The organism is Chitinophaga alhagiae (genome assembly GCF_003568665.1).
Taxonomy (GTDB): Bacteria; Bacteroidota; Bacteroidia; order Chitinophagales; family Chitinophagaceae; genus Chitinophaga; species Chitinophaga alhagiae.
The window spans coordinates 163,740-178,380 of sequence record NZ_QXMH01000001.1 but is presented as its reverse complement, the minus strand read 5'-3'; the positions used below and the strand labels follow the sequence as shown (position 1 = coordinate 178,380).

The window sequence follows — 14,641 nt, the reverse complement described above, 5'->3', positions numbered from 1 at the left end:
TTAAGTCAGTAAATATGGATATAGTCGATATAAAGCCTTCGAAAATACTGGTAGCGGGCGCAGGGAACTTGCCAGACAGCATTGTGATCAACCTGCTGGAAGCCGGCCACACTGTTTGTTACTGGACACCCGACCCCGATTCGGCGGTATTGAATATGGAGCAGGAATGGGAACAGCGGCAGGCTTTCCTGCTGTCTCCCCGGAAGCTGCCCCGCCGCCTGCAGGTAAGCGAGCGGTTTGCCTGGAACGGTGTTTTTCAGCTGGCCATTCTTGTTTCGCCCGAAAATGCAGCGGTGAAAGCGGAGAAGTTGCTTGACCTGGAAGCCAGGCTGCCGCCGGAAGTAGTGATAGCCGTAAACGCCGAGAGCGTGGCGCTGGATGCATTGCAGCAGGGCTGCGCCCACCCGGGCCGTGTAATGGTGGTGAACTGGACAGTGCCCGCCTGCTCTACCCGTTTCCTGGAAATTGTTACCAACACCGCTGTTCCTGAAAGTAATCTCCGGCTGCTGTTCTCACTGGCAAAAAAATGGAAAAAAGATCCCTATGTAGTGAGAGACCATGGCATCAGAAGCCGGTTGCTGAGCGCCATGTTCCGCGAGGCATTTTCACTTGTGGAACAAGGGTATGCCACTATTGAAGACATTGACCGTGCATGCCGCAATGATGCGGGGTACTATCTTCCGTTTGCAGGGAATTGCCGTTATATGGACCTGATGGGCACTTCCAGCTATGCAATTGTAATGAAAGACCTGAATCCCGAACTGTCGAATGCCGGTGAACTGCCTGCTTTCTTCAACGCAATAGTCGCAAGCGGTGGGGCAGGTATGGAGAACGGGCAGGGATTTTACACGTACAGCGAACAGGAGGTGCAGATGTGGAAGCAGGTTTACCAGGAATTTTCACTGAAGATAGAAAGATTGATAGATAAATATCCTTTTGGCTCCAATACAAATGAATAACTTTATTATAGACGCCCATCTTGATCTGGCGATGAACGCCATAGAATGGAACCGGGACCTGCGCGCTCCGCTGGAAGATATACGGCAGCGGGAGATGCATATGAAAGACAAGCCTGACAGGGGCAGGAACACGGTATGCCTGCCCGAACTGAGAAAAGGCAGGGTCGGTTTGGTAGTGGCTACGCAGTTGGCACGCTATACCCCGCCGGGCAGCAGCCTGCCGGGCTGGCATTCCCCGCAGCAGGCCTGGGCCATGACACAGGCCCAGCTGGCCTGGTACCGGGAAATGGAGGCCCTTGGCGAAATGGTCCAAATTACCACCTGGGCAGGGTTACAGCAACACCTCCAGCGCTGGAATGATCCGCTGGAGCCTGATCATACCAAGCCGGTCGGTTATATACTAAGCCTGGAAGGGGCGGATTCGTTAGTGAACCCCTCTTACTTGTACCGTGCGTATGAATACGGGCTCCGGGCAATAGGGTTGTCACATTTCGGCCCGGGGCGTTACGCGCCTGGTACAAAAAAAGAAGGACGCCTGACCGCGGAAGGAAGGGCGCTGTTAAAAGATATTGAACAGCTGGGGCTGATCCTGGATGTTACGCATTTGACCGACGCCGGCTTTGACGAGGTAATGGACCTCTTTGGCGGCGTAGTATGGGCTTCCCACCATAATGTGCGGCAGTTGGTGCCCACACAGCGCCAACTGACGGATGAGCAGATCAGGCAGTTGATAAAACGGAAGGCCGTTATTGGGGGAATGCTGGATTGCTGGGCCATGGATATACGCTTTATAGACACTGTGTCCGACCCCTGGCAGCTGAACATCCGGCTGGAAAACCTGGTTGACCACTGGGACCATATTTGCCAGATTGCCGGAAATGCTGACCACATTGGTATCGGCAGCGACCTGGACGGTATTTTCGGTACCGAACAGTCGCCCTGGGATATGGATTCTGTTGCGGATTTAAATTGCTTTTACGAAATTCTGGACAAAAGAGGGTATCATACCAACGATATCATTAAAATAATGAACGGCAACTGGTTGAACATATTGGAAAGGGCATGGCATTTATAGACTTCAGATCATTTAAAATATGAACAGTAATTTATGGGCGGGAGCGGCGCAGATAGATATTACACCGCCACTGGGCACTATTGTTAACGGTGAATTTGTAGCGTACTACGCGCATAGCATTAACGACCCGCTTTTTGCAAAAGCGCTGGTGCTGCGCCAGGGAACGGATTACCTGGTGATGGTAATGGTAGACATTTGCGGTATGGATGCCCTGTTCCTTGATCCTGTCAAAGCCGCCCTGTCCCAAAAAACGGGCATCCCTTCTTCCAACATGCTGATAGCGGCTACACATACCCACTACGCCGGTTCTGTTATTGATTTGCTAGGTGGCCCCTGCGACCTTGAATACCGCAACCGGCTGGGTAACTGGCTTGTAGAAGCAGTGCTGGCGGCATTGGCAAAGCTGGAGCCGGCAGAAGCAGGTTTTACAAGCGTAAATGTGCCGGAGCATGTTTTGTGCAGGAGGTATTTGATGAAATCTTCTTTTACGGCAAGAAACCCTGTTACAGGAGGGCTGGACAAAGTGAAAACAAATCCCGTTGGGGCCGCGCATCTGATTGATGGTCCGGCAGCCCAGACAGATCCTGAATTAAGCGGATTGTTTGTGCGCAGTTTGAAAGGCCGCTGGATTGGCATGCTGGGAAATTATTCTATGCACTATGTGGGTGATTGCCGGAATGGGACGATCACGGCTGATTATTTTGGCGCCTTTGCGCGTGCTATGAATGAGCTGCTACAGGATGCGGATTGTGTCTCTATGCTGAGCAACGGGACAAGCGGTGATGCAAACATTTGGGACTATATACACCCGGAACGTTACCCGGCGGGAGACCATCAGAAAAGCGCTTATATCGGAAAAGATCTTGCCACACGCTTGTTTCATACAATACCGGGGATCACGTGGCAAACGCAGGGTGCTATTAGTGTCCAGACTGTCAGGCTTGAGGCTGCCCGCCGGGTTATTACCAGCGAGGCTCTGGAAGCAGCAAAAAAAATTGTATCGGAAACGGACTACCGTTTGTTAATCCCGGACAGCGCAGCCATGCCTTCTATTTACGCCAGAGAGCAGGTATTGTTGCATGCCAGGCCAGAAAAAGTGCCGGTCTATTTGCAGATGGTGCAAATTGGAGGGATACGCATCGGGGCCATTGGCGCCGAGGTCTTTTCTGAAACGGGCCTGCACCTGAAATCAGCTGCAAAGACGCCTTATTTTACTATCACTATGGCAAATGATCTGGTAGGGTATATTCCTCCCCAACATGAATTTTCGCTTGGCGGGTATGAGACATGGACATGCCGTAGCAGTCAGTTGGCCGAGGATACAGAAGGGCTTATAAGAGCGCAAATGAAAAAAATGCTGGCCCAGTAGCGCCGGGCCAATCTAGCGCTTCCTCGTTCAGGAAGGCCGCATAAATAGTTTGCGGAGCGGCTTTGAGTGCCCGGGATGCGGTGTTTGACCGTTTGGCCATCCAACTAAAAGCACATTTTTTCAATAAACAGTGATCTCGCAACCGGGGAAGTGCGCTTGCAGTTTTTCCAGCAGCGGCGCCAGTTCGCCTTCGGGCAGGTCGGATGAGATGAGCAGTTCTTTCAGGTTGTTGAGCCCGGTAAGGGTGAGCAGGTCTTCAGGGGCTATGTTGTTCTTCGAAATGTCCAGGTATTCCAGCCCGCCTAGTTTATTGATGTCTGGCAGGCAGTGTTTTGTGACATGCCGGTGGTCTTTTATGGTGAGCTGCCGGAGGCCCTGCAGCCGGCAGATGTACTGCACGCCCAGGTCTGTGATATTGGTACAGCGCAGGTATATCTCCGGTATGGTGGTAACCCTGGCGGTAAGAAAGAAAAAGAACTCGTCGTCGTGAGACGAATCTATGCCGGTGATCCCTTTCAGCTCCGCCGGGATGGCGGCCGCGCTTTTGATATTGAAATTCCGTTCCCAGAAGTATTTTTCCCTGCCTTTCAGTTTCATGGTTATGAGTTTTTCTTTACCTGAATAACAATGCTCACCCGGGTACGGGATTCGTTCTGTTGTACTGCCAGATGGAACCCGTTGCCGGCAAATATGTTTTTGGTAAGAGAAGATGAGGAAGAAGGTAAGAGTTTTACGGGCTTAACGCCCAGACAGGTCTCCACCATTCCAGAGAGTGCGTCAAATTCTTCCGTATACCCTTTTTCGGACATAACCGGCGATTTAAGGAAGCCGCTGTATTCATAATAGTACGGATGTTCCTCCACTATCGCGTTCATATAAGGCAGCTCAATTTTGGGATAGTAAACGGAAGTTTCCGCGTCTACCTTTTCTCCGAAAATGGCGCTTTCGTTCCCGTTCTTTAGCTCCGTCGTTATTCTTTTGATGGCATTGCATAGCTTGGTCTGGTCTACCTTGAACATAAAGTTCACCGTATTCATAAAGCTATAGTCACTGTCAGAAGATGCAGGTTTGTTCTGGCTAACACCAGTTTGTTTGGACAGTTCAATATCCTTGACGCCGATCCTCACCCGCAAAAAGGGGTCAAGCGTAATGTAAACGGAGGCATCATCTGTACCTTTATACCGGTCTGAAACATACCCGAAGAAAACGAACAGTTTATTTTGCATGAGGGCGGCGGCGGTACGGGCATCGTCTTCCCAATCTGCCCGGCTGTACGGTTGCTCCCACTCCATGGCAGACATCGTGGGCGATCCCAGTTCTTTGTAAATAGTATTGGAAACTTTGTTAAAGGCGATTTTTTGCGCGCCCATTTTTGTGGCCGCGCCATATCTTGTTGATTTGTCGCCATCAATAGACATCACCAGCTCGTATATCCGCCCGTCTGGCAGGTAGTACAGTTCATACATGGTGGAAGCGCCCCTTTGTACGCGCTCCAGCAGGCGAACATTACTGATCTTGGGTTTTACGCTGTCTGTTACGTCCCGGAAACCGGCTGCCAGCAACTTTTGACTGTACGGTTCCAGTGATTTACTGTTTTCCAGGTCCATCAGCGTGCCGAAAGATCTGATAACCGGCTTGTATTCTTTGGGGGATTGTGCGTATACGGCGGTTTGCAGCAACAGCAGGAGTGCCGGGAGGCGGAAAAAATTCTTCATAAGGTATATTTTAATTGTGGCGAGGCATGGATCAATACAGTATCTTTCTTTCGTCCACCAGCTTGTAAGGCTTACCTGCCCTGGTTTTAGTTCGTTCAATTTTATTCAGTTCCAGGAAAACGATGCTGTTTGCCTGGCCGGCGTATTCAAAGAGGTAGTCCCGCTCCAGGAAGGCGCGTTCCTTTCTGCCCGTCATGGTAAAGTCCGACTTCCCGTTCAGCCGGTACCGCACGGGTTCTCCGGGCTTTATGTCGGCTATTTTATGGTTGTTGCGACTGGGGATACCGATATCGAGGCTGTAGTGGGTATAGTTCAGGAACAGGCTGAAGGTACCCTGGGGCGTTTTTTCGATCCTGAAAATATCATACACCAGGTTACCGGAAGATTTGGCAATACAGGTCTCCTCGCCGTTAGCCAGCAGGGTGTGGCCCTTGTCTTTCAGCCACCGGGGCGGCCGCTCCCTGTTGGAAAAAGGGTCAGGCCCGTTGGTGTCCTGTATAATAACCGTCTGGGATTGCCGGAGGTCAGGCTGCTCTCCAATGTAAGGCAGGTACAGCACGTGATTTTCCAGGAAACCTGTTCTGGACGGGAAATCCTCTTCCAGCCCGGCAAAGAACTGCTGTTTGGCCGTTTCGTAGGTGTCCTTCCCGAACCATTCAATGAATTTATATACCTGGATTACGTCCATCGTATGTTTGGTGCTAAGATAGGCCGGTCAGGCGTGCCCGGCAATACCTAAAAAGGGGTAAAGTTCACCGCGTAAAAAATACCCCCCGGGGGGTATTTTTTACGCATGCTTTGTTATATTGAGGGCTGAAACCGAGCACCTGGATGAATACGCCTGTACCTTTTGGAGAGCACCTCAGCAGCACCCTGCGGCAAGAAATGACCGCCAGGATAGACAGTATCCGCGCCATAGAAGAAAACTTCCCCGGCGCCATCATTATCCATGACCTGGAAGGAAAGGTGGTGTACATGTCCCGGTGGGGCAGGGAGCACCTGGGTATTACCCTTGAAGGCCTGCGGCAGATGGGGCTGGAATACTACGAGCGTTTTTTCAACGGGGAAGATGCGAAGGATTATGTGCCGAAGATAATGGGCTTGCTGGAGCGGAACAACAATGAGGAATTTATCTCCTTCTTCCAGCAGGTGCGGCAATCTCCCGCGCATAGCTGGAGCTGGTACCTCAGCGCGGTAAAGATTTTTTTCCGGGATGAGGTGGGGCGGCCGCTCCTGACCCTTACCCATGCGCTGCCGGTAGACGCGCAGCACCACATTGCCGCCAAGGCCCAGCGGCTGCTGGAGGAGAACAATTTTCTCCGCAACAGCTACCCTGTATTTAACCAGCTGACCCGGCGGGAAAAGGAAATACTCCGCCTGATGGCCCTGGGCGAAAGCAGCGCCCACATTGCGGCCCAATTGTACATCTCCGAAAAAACGGCCAAAACCCACCGCAAGAACATCCGCAAAAAACTGCAGGCGGAAAACAATTATGATATTACCCGCTACGCACAGGCTTTTGACCTGATATAACCCCGGTGCAACACCTGCCCCCGCCTTTTCATGGCATACGGCCCACTGCTCCGCTGCGGAAATGGGACCGCTTCCGGCGGATACGGAAAAAAGCGCGGCGGAAATAGATCCTGCGTATATGGAATAACGGCATGCTGTAATTTAGGACTGTCTTGTTATCCCGGACCCTGTGAATTGCCACCCTGATATAATTGGCCGTTATATAGGAAATTGGGTCTATGCCAGAAAGACGACCCGTTCATTTCACAATTGTTAACTAATGCAAACTTTACATCCCAATGAAATGGTAAATTTCACGGCAGGTGGTAACCTCTCCAAAGCCTGTGGCGTAGCCGTAGGCCTCTCCGTAGTTACCGGCGGCATCGGGGCGCTCATCTTCGGGCCCTCTGCCATTGGCCTCTGCATTGCAGCCGCTATCCGCGACTAATTTTCGGAACGATCTGTTTTAAACTAATCAAAAAAAAGTTATCTTATGAAATCATTGTCATTTGACCAAATGCAACAAATTGAAGGTGGTTTTAACTGGAGAGACGCGGCTGACGGCTTTTGCCTGGTAGCCGGCCTCGCCTCCGGGGTAGGTGCGATAGCCTGCACTGCCTACGGAGCAGCCCGCCTTTTCAACCTCATCTAAGGTAAAACAGGGGCCGGTATAACGCAGGCCGGCCCCTTTATTTTTTAAAAACGGAACATGGAAGGCCATATCATCAGCATGCAGGGCATCACAAAACGCTTTAACGGTAAAACCGCGCTTGACAAAGTGCAGTTCACCATAGAGAAGGGAGACAGCGTGGCGGTACTGGGGCGCAACGGCGCGGGGAAAACCACCCTGCTCAGGATATTGCTGGGCCTGCTGCAACAAACGGAAGGCACCGTGCTGTATGAAGGCCAACCTCAACTCACCCTGGCTTTCAGGAAAAAAACAGGCTTCTACATTGGCAAGGAATACCTGCCGGAAGAACTGAGCGGCATGGAATACCTCCAGTTCCTCAACCACCTTTACAATGGCGGCCGGCTGCGGTCAGACGAGGAGTTGCGGGGCCTCATGGATTATTTTTTTGAAGGGGCGGACGCGGCCGGCAAGGCCATCGGCGCCTACTCCTTCGGCATGATGCAGAAAGCGGGTATCTGCGGCGCCTTGGTCAACCAGCCTGAACTGCTGGTGCTGGATGAGCCTTTCTCCGGCCTGGACGCCTTCAGCTGCAAAAAACTGCTAGCGTTCCTGCAGCAATACAAACAGCAGCGAACATTGCTCTTGTCTTCCCACGATCTTTCCTTTGTGGAAAAGATCTGTAACAAGTTGCTGGTGATAGATGCGGGCAAGGTCTGCTATTACAACACCATGGAAGATTTTACGGTCAACGGCCGTAACTCCCTGGAAGAGTCTCTCTTCCGCCTGCTGTACCCGCAGGAAAGTGATAACGAAAAGATCAGTTGGCTTATTGAATAAAAGATGCGCTTCCTCTTATTCATTACCCGGTTAAAGTGCAGGGCCTTCCTGCAGAACGGCGGTGCAGACGGCTGGATGCGTGTGCTCTTTTCTTTGCTGATGCTGCTGGTGGTAGTGTTTTACGCCATCGGCACGGGGTACCTGCTGAACTACCTGGGCGGCGCGCAGCAGGTGCTCATTTTCGGCATCAATTGCACCGCAGCGGCGTTTACCCTGCTGAAAGGGTATTTCCCGAACAACACGCCGTTCCGGAGTATTTTTCTGCCGGTGCATCCGCTGCCGGCCTGGCGCAAAATGGGCCTGCAACTGGTGTATGATCTGCTCACGCCTTTTTACCTGCTGGTGGTGATCTTCTACCTGGTGCTGCTGCTGACGGCTGATGCCTTTACGCCGGCCGCCCTGCTGAACAGCCTGTTATACCTCGGCATGTTCTACCTGCTGGAAAGAATACTGAAAATGCAGCAGGCTTCCCGTTTTATGCCGTTGCTGACGGTGTGCTCACTGGCCATAGCGGCGGGCGGCGCCTACCTGCAATGGCGGGCCATGTTCTCTATCTATGCGCCCGTTGCCGGTGTGTTGCTGCTGATGGTTGTTTACAGCCTGGTGTACAGGCAGGCGGCCAGAACGTCTTTGACCGGGCGCCGCCTGGTACACGGCGCGGGGGTGCAAACCGTGGCCGCGGCCTTTTGGGCCGCTGTTATCAGGAGAAAACCCGTGCGTACGGCATTGGTAATTGGCGTGGTGTTCAAGCTGATCTTCTGCGCCCTCATCCTGTTCACGCTGCAGCGCAACCGCGCCCGGTTCGATACGGACCTGAACGTGCTGCTGGCCATTTTCTGCTCACCGCTGATGCTGTGTACGTACCTGGTGAACAACCTGCCGGGCTACATGCCGCAGGTGTTCAGCAAAACGGCGTACCTGGCAACGCCGGGAGCGCTGTTCAAACGTTTTTTGCGGGTATACGTGCGTTTTGCCGTGCCAGACATGTTGCTGGCGCTGGGGGTGCTGCTGGCGGTGGAAACCTCTTTCCGCTACCCGCTCTTCCTGCTGTTTGCCTACATCAACGCGGCCATCCTGGGATTTTTCATATCTGTGCTGGCGCCAAAGAAAGTAACAAAGGGGCTGGATTTTACGAGTTTCCGCACCAATACGTCCATTGCGGGCAACCTCATCACCGGTCTGTTCATTTATGCCCTGTTCTATTTTTCACGTTCACCGGGCTGGTTCTTTGTGATTGAAACTGCGTTCCTCATTATAGCATTGCTTGTCTATCACTTCAGCTACAAAAAAGATTATGATCACCTTGTCCGTTCCATGACGGCCAAAATCATCTGATATGAAACCATATACCACTGTACCCAATTCCGCCTGGTATCACCGGCTGAACGGGCTCTTCATGTTCAATGCCTGGCTGGTGGCGGGCCTGATGGCCCTGCTGTACCTGCTGCTGGCTTACTACAACAACAGCTTCATAGTGAGCAACGAGATCTACTACCGCACCTACAGCGAGCAGCTCACCGTTGAGCGCATAGATGCGCTGCTCTCCGCGCAGCACCGCTGGCTGTGGCTGGGTTATGCCATGGTGCCCCTGCTGTTTGCCGTACGCACCTCGTTCACGGCCTGCTGCCTCTACCTCGGCGGTTTTTTGCTGGATAAAAAAATACGCTACGGCGCGGTGTACAAAGTAGTGTTGCTGGCGGAAGTACCGCTGCTGGCGGCCGCCTGCGTCAAGATCATCTGGTTCGTGTTTTTCCGGGAAGCGGAGGTGCTGTCAGACATCCAGCTGTTTTCCCCCTTTTCTCTGGCCAGCCTGGTGAACGTGCAGCATATTTCCAGCTACTTCGTATACCCGCTCATTACCCTTAACCTGTTTGAGGTGATGAACTGGCTGTTGCTGGCGGTAGGCATGGCGTACTTTCTCAGGGAAAGCCTGCAGCAGGCCGTTCCCTTTGTGCTGAAAACATACGGCCTGGGGCTTTTCACCTGGATGCTGGTGGTTATTTTCATTCAATTGCAGTTATCATGAAGAACAAAAAGATACTCAAAGGGGTGCTGATCACCCTGGTGCTGCTGATAGTAGCCTATGTGGCCTACAGCACCGTGCGCGCCTATACGGTGAAGGCCGCCGCCGAAAAGAAATTGAGCGCATTGCCGGCGTTCGTCTTCCGCGGAACGGACGGGCAGGCCGTTACGCCGGCGCAATACGCCGGTGAAACGCTGGTGATCTATTATTTCAACAGCGGTTGCGATCATTGCGAGCTGATGACGAAGGAGATCATCAGTCGCCACGAGGCGTTCCAGGGTGTTAAGCTGCTGATGGTGAGCGAAGAGAAGGCGGCAGACATTGCCGCATTTGCAGACCGCTACAAGCTGGCCGCGTATGATTTTATACGCGTAGCGGGAGACGCGGACAAAAAATTCTACGCCACCTTTGGCACAGCCATGGTACCCAGCATGTTCATTTACGGGAAAGACGGGCGGCTCAAAGAAAAGATAGCAGGAGAGGTGAGCATTGATAAACTGCTTGTAATGATACGCTCATGAAAAAACACATCCGCCGCACCTTTGTAAGGCAGCAGGCCAGCTCAGACTGCGGGGTGGCCTGCCTGTTGTCTGTAGTGCAGTATTACGGCGGCAGCAGGGAGCTGGAGCAGCTCCGCATACTGTCCGGCACGCAGGTAACCGGCACCACGCTGCTGGGGCTGCACCATGCGGCTACGCAATGCGGTATGGAAGCGGCAGGCTGCAAGGCGGACATGGCCGCATTACAGGCGCACGGCGCGCCGGTCATATTGCATGTAGAACTTGAGGGTGCCATACAGCACTATGTGGTCTGTTACGGTTTCTGGCAGCAAAAGGCCCTGGTGGGAGACCCACAGCAGGGCCTGCGTTGGATGGAGCCCGCAGCGCTGGCGGCCATCTGGCGGTCAGGCGTATGCCTTACCCTGCAGCCGGGCGCTTCTTTTGAGCCAGACAGCCGCCTGCGGGCCAGGAAACGTCGCTGGTTCCTGCAACTGCTGGAAGAAGACAAGCCCGTGCTGCTGATGGCGGTGGCCATAGGAGTGGCCATGGCCGTGCTGCAAATGTCTATGGCCGTGTTTTCCCAGAAGCTGATAGATGAAATAATACCCAGGCGGCAGTTTGACCGCTTTATGCTGAGCATGGCCCTGCTGCTGGTATTGCTGCTGGTGCGCGAAGGGCTGCAGGTATTGCGGCAGTATGCGCTCCTGAAACAGAGCTACCAGTTCAACCACCGCATTATCGGCAGTTTTTACCGGCGGCTGCTGCAACTGCCGCAGGTGTTCTTTGACTCCCGCAAGATAGGTGACCTTACGGCGCGGCTGAATGATACGGCGCGCATCCAGAAGGTGATCGGGCAACTGGTGGGCAATACGCTGATAGACCTGCTGCTCATTGCAGTGTCCCTGGCGTTCATCACCCGTTATTCCCCCGGCGCGGGCCTCATTGCGGCGGCGTTCATCCCGCTTTTTACGTGGCTTTTTTACCGGTACAACCGGCCCGTGTTTGGCGCCCAGCAGGCAGTGCTGGCGGGGCATGCGGGCTGCGAAAGCAATTACATATCCACCCTGCGCGGGGTGCAGGCCATCCGCAACCTGCGGCAGCAGCCTACGTTCGAGAACATCAACAAACGGTACTACGGGCATTACCAGGATAAAGTGCTGACCCTGGGCCAGCTGCAGGTGCGGCTGGGGTTTATGGCCAACGCGCTGGGCATCCTGTTCATGCTGGCCGTACTGGTGTACACTACCTGGCAGGTGTTTGAAGGCCGGTTGAAGGCGGGAGAGCTGGTGTCTGTTCTGGGCATCAGCGGCAGCATTTTGCCGTGTATTGCCAACATAGCCATGGTGTGCATTTCGCTGAATGAGGCCAAGGTGGCCTTTTCCCGCATGTTCGAGTTTTTTGCGATGCCGGCGGAGGAGGAAGGTGTGGAGGGTGATTGGCAGCAGGGGGAAGCGCGTGGTGACTCCCTGCGTGTGCAGCAGCGTGATGACAGGCAGGCAGTACATGATGATTCCCGGTATGTGCAGCAGCGTGATGACAGGCAGGCAGTACATGATGATTCCCGGTATGTGCAGCCGCATGATGACCGGCAGGCGGCGCATGTTAATCCCCATCCGCTGCCACCGCCCGCCGCTTTCCATCAAATAACCGTGAAAAACCTCTCTTTCCGCTATCCCGGCCAGCGGCAGTTGCTGCGGCAAGTGTCTTTCGACGTACGGAAGGGAGAGATCATTGCCGTTATGGGAGAGAACGGCTGCGGCAAAAGCACTATTTCCGCGCTATTGCAGCGGCATTACCTCCCGGAAGAAGGGCAGGTACTGGTGAACGGCGTACAACCGCTGCAGGCGCTCCCGTTGGAGCAGTGGCGCGGTATGGCGGGTGTGGTGCCGCAGCAGGTGCATGTGTTCAACGGCTCCGTGCTGGAAAACATCGCGTTTGAGGACGCGCATGCCAGAACGCCGGAGGTGATCGCTTTCCTGGAGGCGTACGGTTTTATTCCTTTCCTTGAACAGTTGCCGCAGTCTTATCACTCCCTGGTGGGAGAGGGCGGCATCAGCCTTTCCGGCGGCCAGCAGCAAATGATAGCGCTGGCGCGCACGCTGTACCGCCGCCCGCAGTTTCTGGTGCTGGACGAAGCTACCGCCGCCATGGACAGGCAGGCGGAAACGTTTGTGCTGGAGCTGCTGCTGCGCCTGAAAAAAGAAATGGCCGTGATCTTCATCACGCACCGCCTGCATGTGCTGAAGCATATCGCAGACCGTATTTATGTGCTGGGCGGGCAAACGGTAACGGCCGCGGGCAGCCATGCGGAACTGCTGGCTACAGACAATCTCTACAGTGCTTATTGGGGCGACCTGACAAGGGAGAAAATGACTTTCCGTTCATAACAATATGGGGGGTAAAGCGGCCGTCATTTTATACCTTTGACCGCTTATGAGTACCACCATTATCTTCATTCTCATCATCAGTTTTTTAGCCACTTTAGTACGTTCCACGTTCGGTTTTGGCGAGTCTTTGGTAGCCGTGCCACTGTTCATTTTTTTTATCCCTGTAGAGCAGGCTGTGCCCCTGTCTGTACTGATCTCCATCCTGGTGGCACTGGTAGTAGTGGTGCAGGACCATAAGGAGGTGCATTTCAACAGCGCCAAATGGCTGATCCTGTTTGCCATCCTGGGTATTCCGATTGGCGTGCTGTTATTGGTATATGGTAACGAGCAGATGATCAAAACCGGCCTGGGCCTGCTGATCATCGGGTATTCCCTGTACGCGCTGTACGGGAAGAACAGCCTCTCCCTGCAGAAAGACAATATGCTCTGGCTGTTTACCTGCGGTTTTCTTTCCGGCATACTGGGCGGTGCTTTTGGCATCAACGGCCCGCCGCTGGTGGTATACGGCAACATGCGGAAATGGAGCGCCACGCATTTCAGGGCCACGCTGCAGGCGTACTTTTTGCCCGCCAGCTTCATTGGCGTGCTGGGGTACGCGCTCAAAGGCCTGGTCACGTTCGAAGTGATGAAGCTGTTCCTCATTTCATTGCCCGCCGTTATACCCGCTATTTTCCTGGGCAGGTATTTAAACCGCCGCCTGAAGAACGGCGATTTCTTCAAATATGTTTATTTCGGCCTCATCCTGATCGGGCTGTTCCTGGTGCTGAACACTTCGGCCATTCATTAGCAGGAGCGGGGTCAGACAACTTTCCTCCATAACAAAATAGGCCGTATTTTTATAGCATGACAGCACACAACAGCACCCAGCGCTTCGGTAACCGCGTGGAAGACTACGTGAAATACCGCCCGGGCTACCCCGCCGCCGTGATCACTTATTTGCAGGAGCAGTACGGCCTGGCGCCCGGCAATACCGTGGCGGATATTGGCGCGGGCACCGGTATCTCTTCGGCGCTTTTTCTGCAGGCCGGCTATAAAGTGCTGGCCGTGGAGCCGAATGCGCCCATGCGCGAAAAATCCATAGCGCTGCTGGGCCAGTACCCAGGTTTTACCGCAGTGGATGGCAGCGCGGAAGCAACAGGGCTGCCGGCCGCCTGTGCGGACGCGGTGGTAGCGGGGCAGGCGTTCCACTGGTTCAACGCCGCCCAAACGCGCCCTGAATTTCAGCGTATATTGCGGCCCGGCGGAGTAGTGGCCCTCATCTGGAACGAACGGCTCACGGAAGGGGCGTTTGAACAGGCGTACGATGCGCTGATCGTCCGCCACGGGAAAGACTACACGCAGGTAGACCATCGTAAAACAGACGAAGACAAGATAGGCGCGTTTTTCAGTCCCTCCGCATTTCAGCTGGCCACTTTCCCCAACCAGCAGGTATTTGATCTTGAGGGCCTGAAAGGGCGGCTGTCTTCCTCTTCCTACGTTCCTGCTGCGGACGAGCCGGGCTATGGCCCCATGATAGACGACCTGAAGGCCCTGTTTGCCCAATACCAGCAGGATAACACCATCACCGTGCGGTATACTACCAAATTGTATGCAGGTAGGTTATAATCGTATCGGAACTTCCCGCCCTTTGTGA

Annotated in this window: 16 protein-coding genes; 13 read left to right on the top strand and 3 right to left on the bottom strand. The window is 53.8% G+C overall.

From position 1 onward, the window contains the following. Window positions 1-14: 14 nt before the first annotated feature. From D3A97_RS00705 to D3A97_RS00695, 3 genes are read left to right on the top strand one after another with little or no spacing between them, the layout of a single operon-like run. Window positions 15-959: a 3-hydroxyacyl-CoA dehydrogenase family protein gene (locus D3A97_RS00705; RefSeq protein ID WP_119075640.1), complete on the top strand. Its 945-nt coding sequence runs from the start codon at window positions 15-17 to the stop codon at window positions 957-959. Next, window positions 952-2,034 carry a dipeptidase gene (locus D3A97_RS00700; RefSeq protein WP_119075637.1) on the top strand — a complete coding sequence of 361 codons (1,083 nt, stop codon included), beginning with the start codon at window positions 952-954 and terminating at the stop codon, window positions 2,032-2,034. Before D3A97_RS00705 ends, D3A97_RS00700 begins: the two co-directional genes overlap by 8 nt. A gap of 19 nt (window positions 2,035-2,053) precedes the next feature. Further along, complete coding sequence (locus D3A97_RS00695) at window positions 2,054-3,403, top strand: hypothetical protein (protein WP_119075635.1); 1,350 nt, start codon at window positions 2,054-2,056, stop codon at window positions 3,401-3,403. A 120-nt stretch (window positions 3,404-3,523) separates the two neighbouring features. On the opposite strand, the gene D3A97_RS00690 is transcribed toward D3A97_RS00695, so the two are convergent. The 3 genes from D3A97_RS00690 to D3A97_RS00680 are packed head-to-tail and all read right to left on the bottom strand — an operon-like array spanning window position 3,524 to window position 5,806. Next, entirely contained in the window at window positions 3,524-4,000 is a 477-nt protein-coding gene (locus D3A97_RS00690; RefSeq protein ID WP_119075632.1) for a hypothetical protein, read from the bottom strand. A 2-nt stretch (window positions 4,001-4,002) separates the two neighbouring features. Further along, complete coding sequence (locus tag D3A97_RS00685; RefSeq protein WP_119075630.1) at window positions 4,003-5,118, bottom strand: hypothetical protein; 1,116 nt, start codon at window positions 5,116-5,118, stop codon at window positions 4,003-4,005. Window positions 5,119-5,149: 31 nt separating this feature from the next. Further along, window positions 5,150-5,806 carry a hypothetical protein gene (locus D3A97_RS00680; protein WP_119075627.1) on the bottom strand — a complete coding sequence of 219 codons (657 nt, stop codon included), beginning with the start codon at window positions 5,804-5,806 and terminating at the stop codon, window positions 5,150-5,152. 143 nt (window positions 5,807-5,949) lie between these two features. Here D3A97_RS00680 and D3A97_RS00675 point away from each other — a divergent pair, with 143 nt between their 5' ends. The 10 genes from D3A97_RS00675 (at window position 5,950) to D3A97_RS00640 (ending at window position 14,613) form a co-directional block, all read left to right on the top strand. Further along, window positions 5,950-6,651: a helix-turn-helix transcriptional regulator gene (locus D3A97_RS00675; RefSeq protein ID WP_119075625.1), complete on the top strand. Its 702-nt coding sequence runs from the start codon at window positions 5,950-5,952 to the stop codon at window positions 6,649-6,651. Between the two features lie 259 nt (window positions 6,652-6,910). Continuing rightward, a complete protein-coding gene (locus D3A97_RS24765) occupies window positions 6,911-7,078 on the top strand; it encodes a hypothetical protein (protein WP_157986291.1) in 168 nt (55 codons plus the stop codon). A gap of 45 nt (window positions 7,079-7,123) precedes the next feature. Further along, window positions 7,124-7,282 (top strand): hypothetical protein, encoded by a 159-nt coding sequence (locus tag D3A97_RS24760; protein ID WP_157986290.1) that lies wholly within the window; start codon window positions 7,124-7,126, stop codon window positions 7,280-7,282. A gap of 57 nt (window positions 7,283-7,339) precedes the next feature. Next, window positions 7,340-8,098: an ABC transporter ATP-binding protein gene (locus tag D3A97_RS00670; protein WP_119075623.1), complete on the top strand. Its 759-nt coding sequence runs from the start codon at window positions 7,340-7,342 to the stop codon at window positions 8,096-8,098. A 3-nt stretch (window positions 8,099-8,101) separates the two neighbouring features. Next, complete coding sequence (locus D3A97_RS00665; RefSeq protein ID WP_119075621.1) at window positions 8,102-9,433, top strand: hypothetical protein; 1,332 nt, start codon at window positions 8,102-8,104, stop codon at window positions 9,431-9,433. Between the two features lies 1 nt (window position 9,434). Then, window positions 9,435-10,124, top strand: a complete 690-nt coding sequence (locus D3A97_RS00660) for a hypothetical protein (protein ID WP_119075619.1) — start codon at window positions 9,435-9,437, stop codon at window positions 10,122-10,124. Beyond that, window positions 10,121-10,642 (top strand): peroxiredoxin family protein, encoded by a 522-nt coding sequence (locus D3A97_RS00655; RefSeq protein ID WP_119075617.1) that lies wholly within the window; start codon window positions 10,121-10,123, stop codon window positions 10,640-10,642. Before D3A97_RS00660 ends, D3A97_RS00655 begins: the two co-directional genes overlap by 4 nt. Beyond that, the gene (locus tag D3A97_RS00650; RefSeq protein WP_119075615.1) at window positions 10,639-13,008 is read left to right on the top strand and encodes a peptidase domain-containing ABC transporter; all 2,370 of its coding nucleotides are present in this window, start codon (window positions 10,639-10,641) and stop codon (window positions 13,006-13,008) included. Before D3A97_RS00655 ends, D3A97_RS00650 begins: the two co-directional genes overlap by 4 nt. 46 nt (window positions 13,009-13,054) lie before the next feature. Next, entirely contained in the window at window positions 13,055-13,795 is a 741-nt protein-coding gene (locus D3A97_RS00645; protein ID WP_119075612.1) for a sulfite exporter TauE/SafE family protein, read from the top strand. A 56-nt stretch (window positions 13,796-13,851) separates the two neighbouring features. Further along, window positions 13,852-14,613 (top strand): class I SAM-dependent methyltransferase, encoded by a 762-nt coding sequence (locus D3A97_RS00640; protein ID WP_119075609.1) that lies wholly within the window; start codon window positions 13,852-13,854, stop codon window positions 14,611-14,613. Window positions 14,614-14,641 lie beyond the last annotated feature (28 nt).

Coding starts and splice junctions, on each gene's coding strand:
- D3A97_RS00690 (WP_119075632.1), bottom strand. CDS start 4,000: ATGAAACTGAAAGGCAGGGAAAAATACTTCTGGGAACGGAATTTCAAT.
- D3A97_RS00700 (WP_119075637.1), top strand. CDS start 952: ATGAATAACTTTATTATAGACGCCCATCTTGATCTGGCGATGAACGCC.
- D3A97_RS24760 (WP_157986290.1), top strand. CDS start 7,124: ATGAAATCATTGTCATTTGACCAAATGCAACAAATTGAAGGTGGTTTT.
- D3A97_RS24765 (WP_157986291.1), top strand. CDS start 6,911: ATGCAAACTTTACATCCCAATGAAATGGTAAATTTCACGGCAGGTGGT.
- D3A97_RS00660 (WP_119075619.1), top strand. CDS start 9,435: ATGAAACCATATACCACTGTACCCAATTCCGCCTGGTATCACCGGCTG.
- D3A97_RS00640 (WP_119075609.1), top strand. CDS start 13,852: ATGACAGCACACAACAGCACCCAGCGCTTCGGTAACCGCGTGGAAGAC.
- D3A97_RS00680 (WP_119075627.1), bottom strand. CDS start 5,806: ATGGACGTAATCCAGGTATATAAATTCATTGAATGGTTCGGGAAGGAC.
- D3A97_RS00655 (WP_119075617.1), top strand. CDS start 10,121: ATGAAGAACAAAAAGATACTCAAAGGGGTGCTGATCACCCTGGTGCTG.
- D3A97_RS00670 (WP_119075623.1), top strand. CDS start 7,340: ATGGAAGGCCATATCATCAGCATGCAGGGCATCACAAAACGCTTTAAC.
- D3A97_RS00705 (WP_119075640.1), top strand. CDS start 15: ATGGATATAGTCGATATAAAGCCTTCGAAAATACTGGTAGCGGGCGCA.
- D3A97_RS00695 (WP_119075635.1), top strand. CDS start 2,054: ATGAACAGTAATTTATGGGCGGGAGCGGCGCAGATAGATATTACACCG.
- D3A97_RS00685 (WP_119075630.1), bottom strand. CDS start 5,118: ATGAAGAATTTTTTCCGCCTCCCGGCACTCCTGCTGTTGCTGCAAACC.
- D3A97_RS00665 (WP_119075621.1), top strand. CDS start 8,102: ATGCGCTTCCTCTTATTCATTACCCGGTTAAAGTGCAGGGCCTTCCTG.
- D3A97_RS00645 (WP_119075612.1), top strand. CDS start 13,055: ATGAGTACCACCATTATCTTCATTCTCATCATCAGTTTTTTAGCCACT.
- D3A97_RS00650 (WP_119075615.1), top strand. CDS start 10,639: ATGAAAAAACACATCCGCCGCACCTTTGTAAGGCAGCAGGCCAGCTCA.
- D3A97_RS00675 (WP_119075625.1), top strand. CDS start 5,950: ATGAATACGCCTGTACCTTTTGGAGAGCACCTCAGCAGCACCCTGCGG.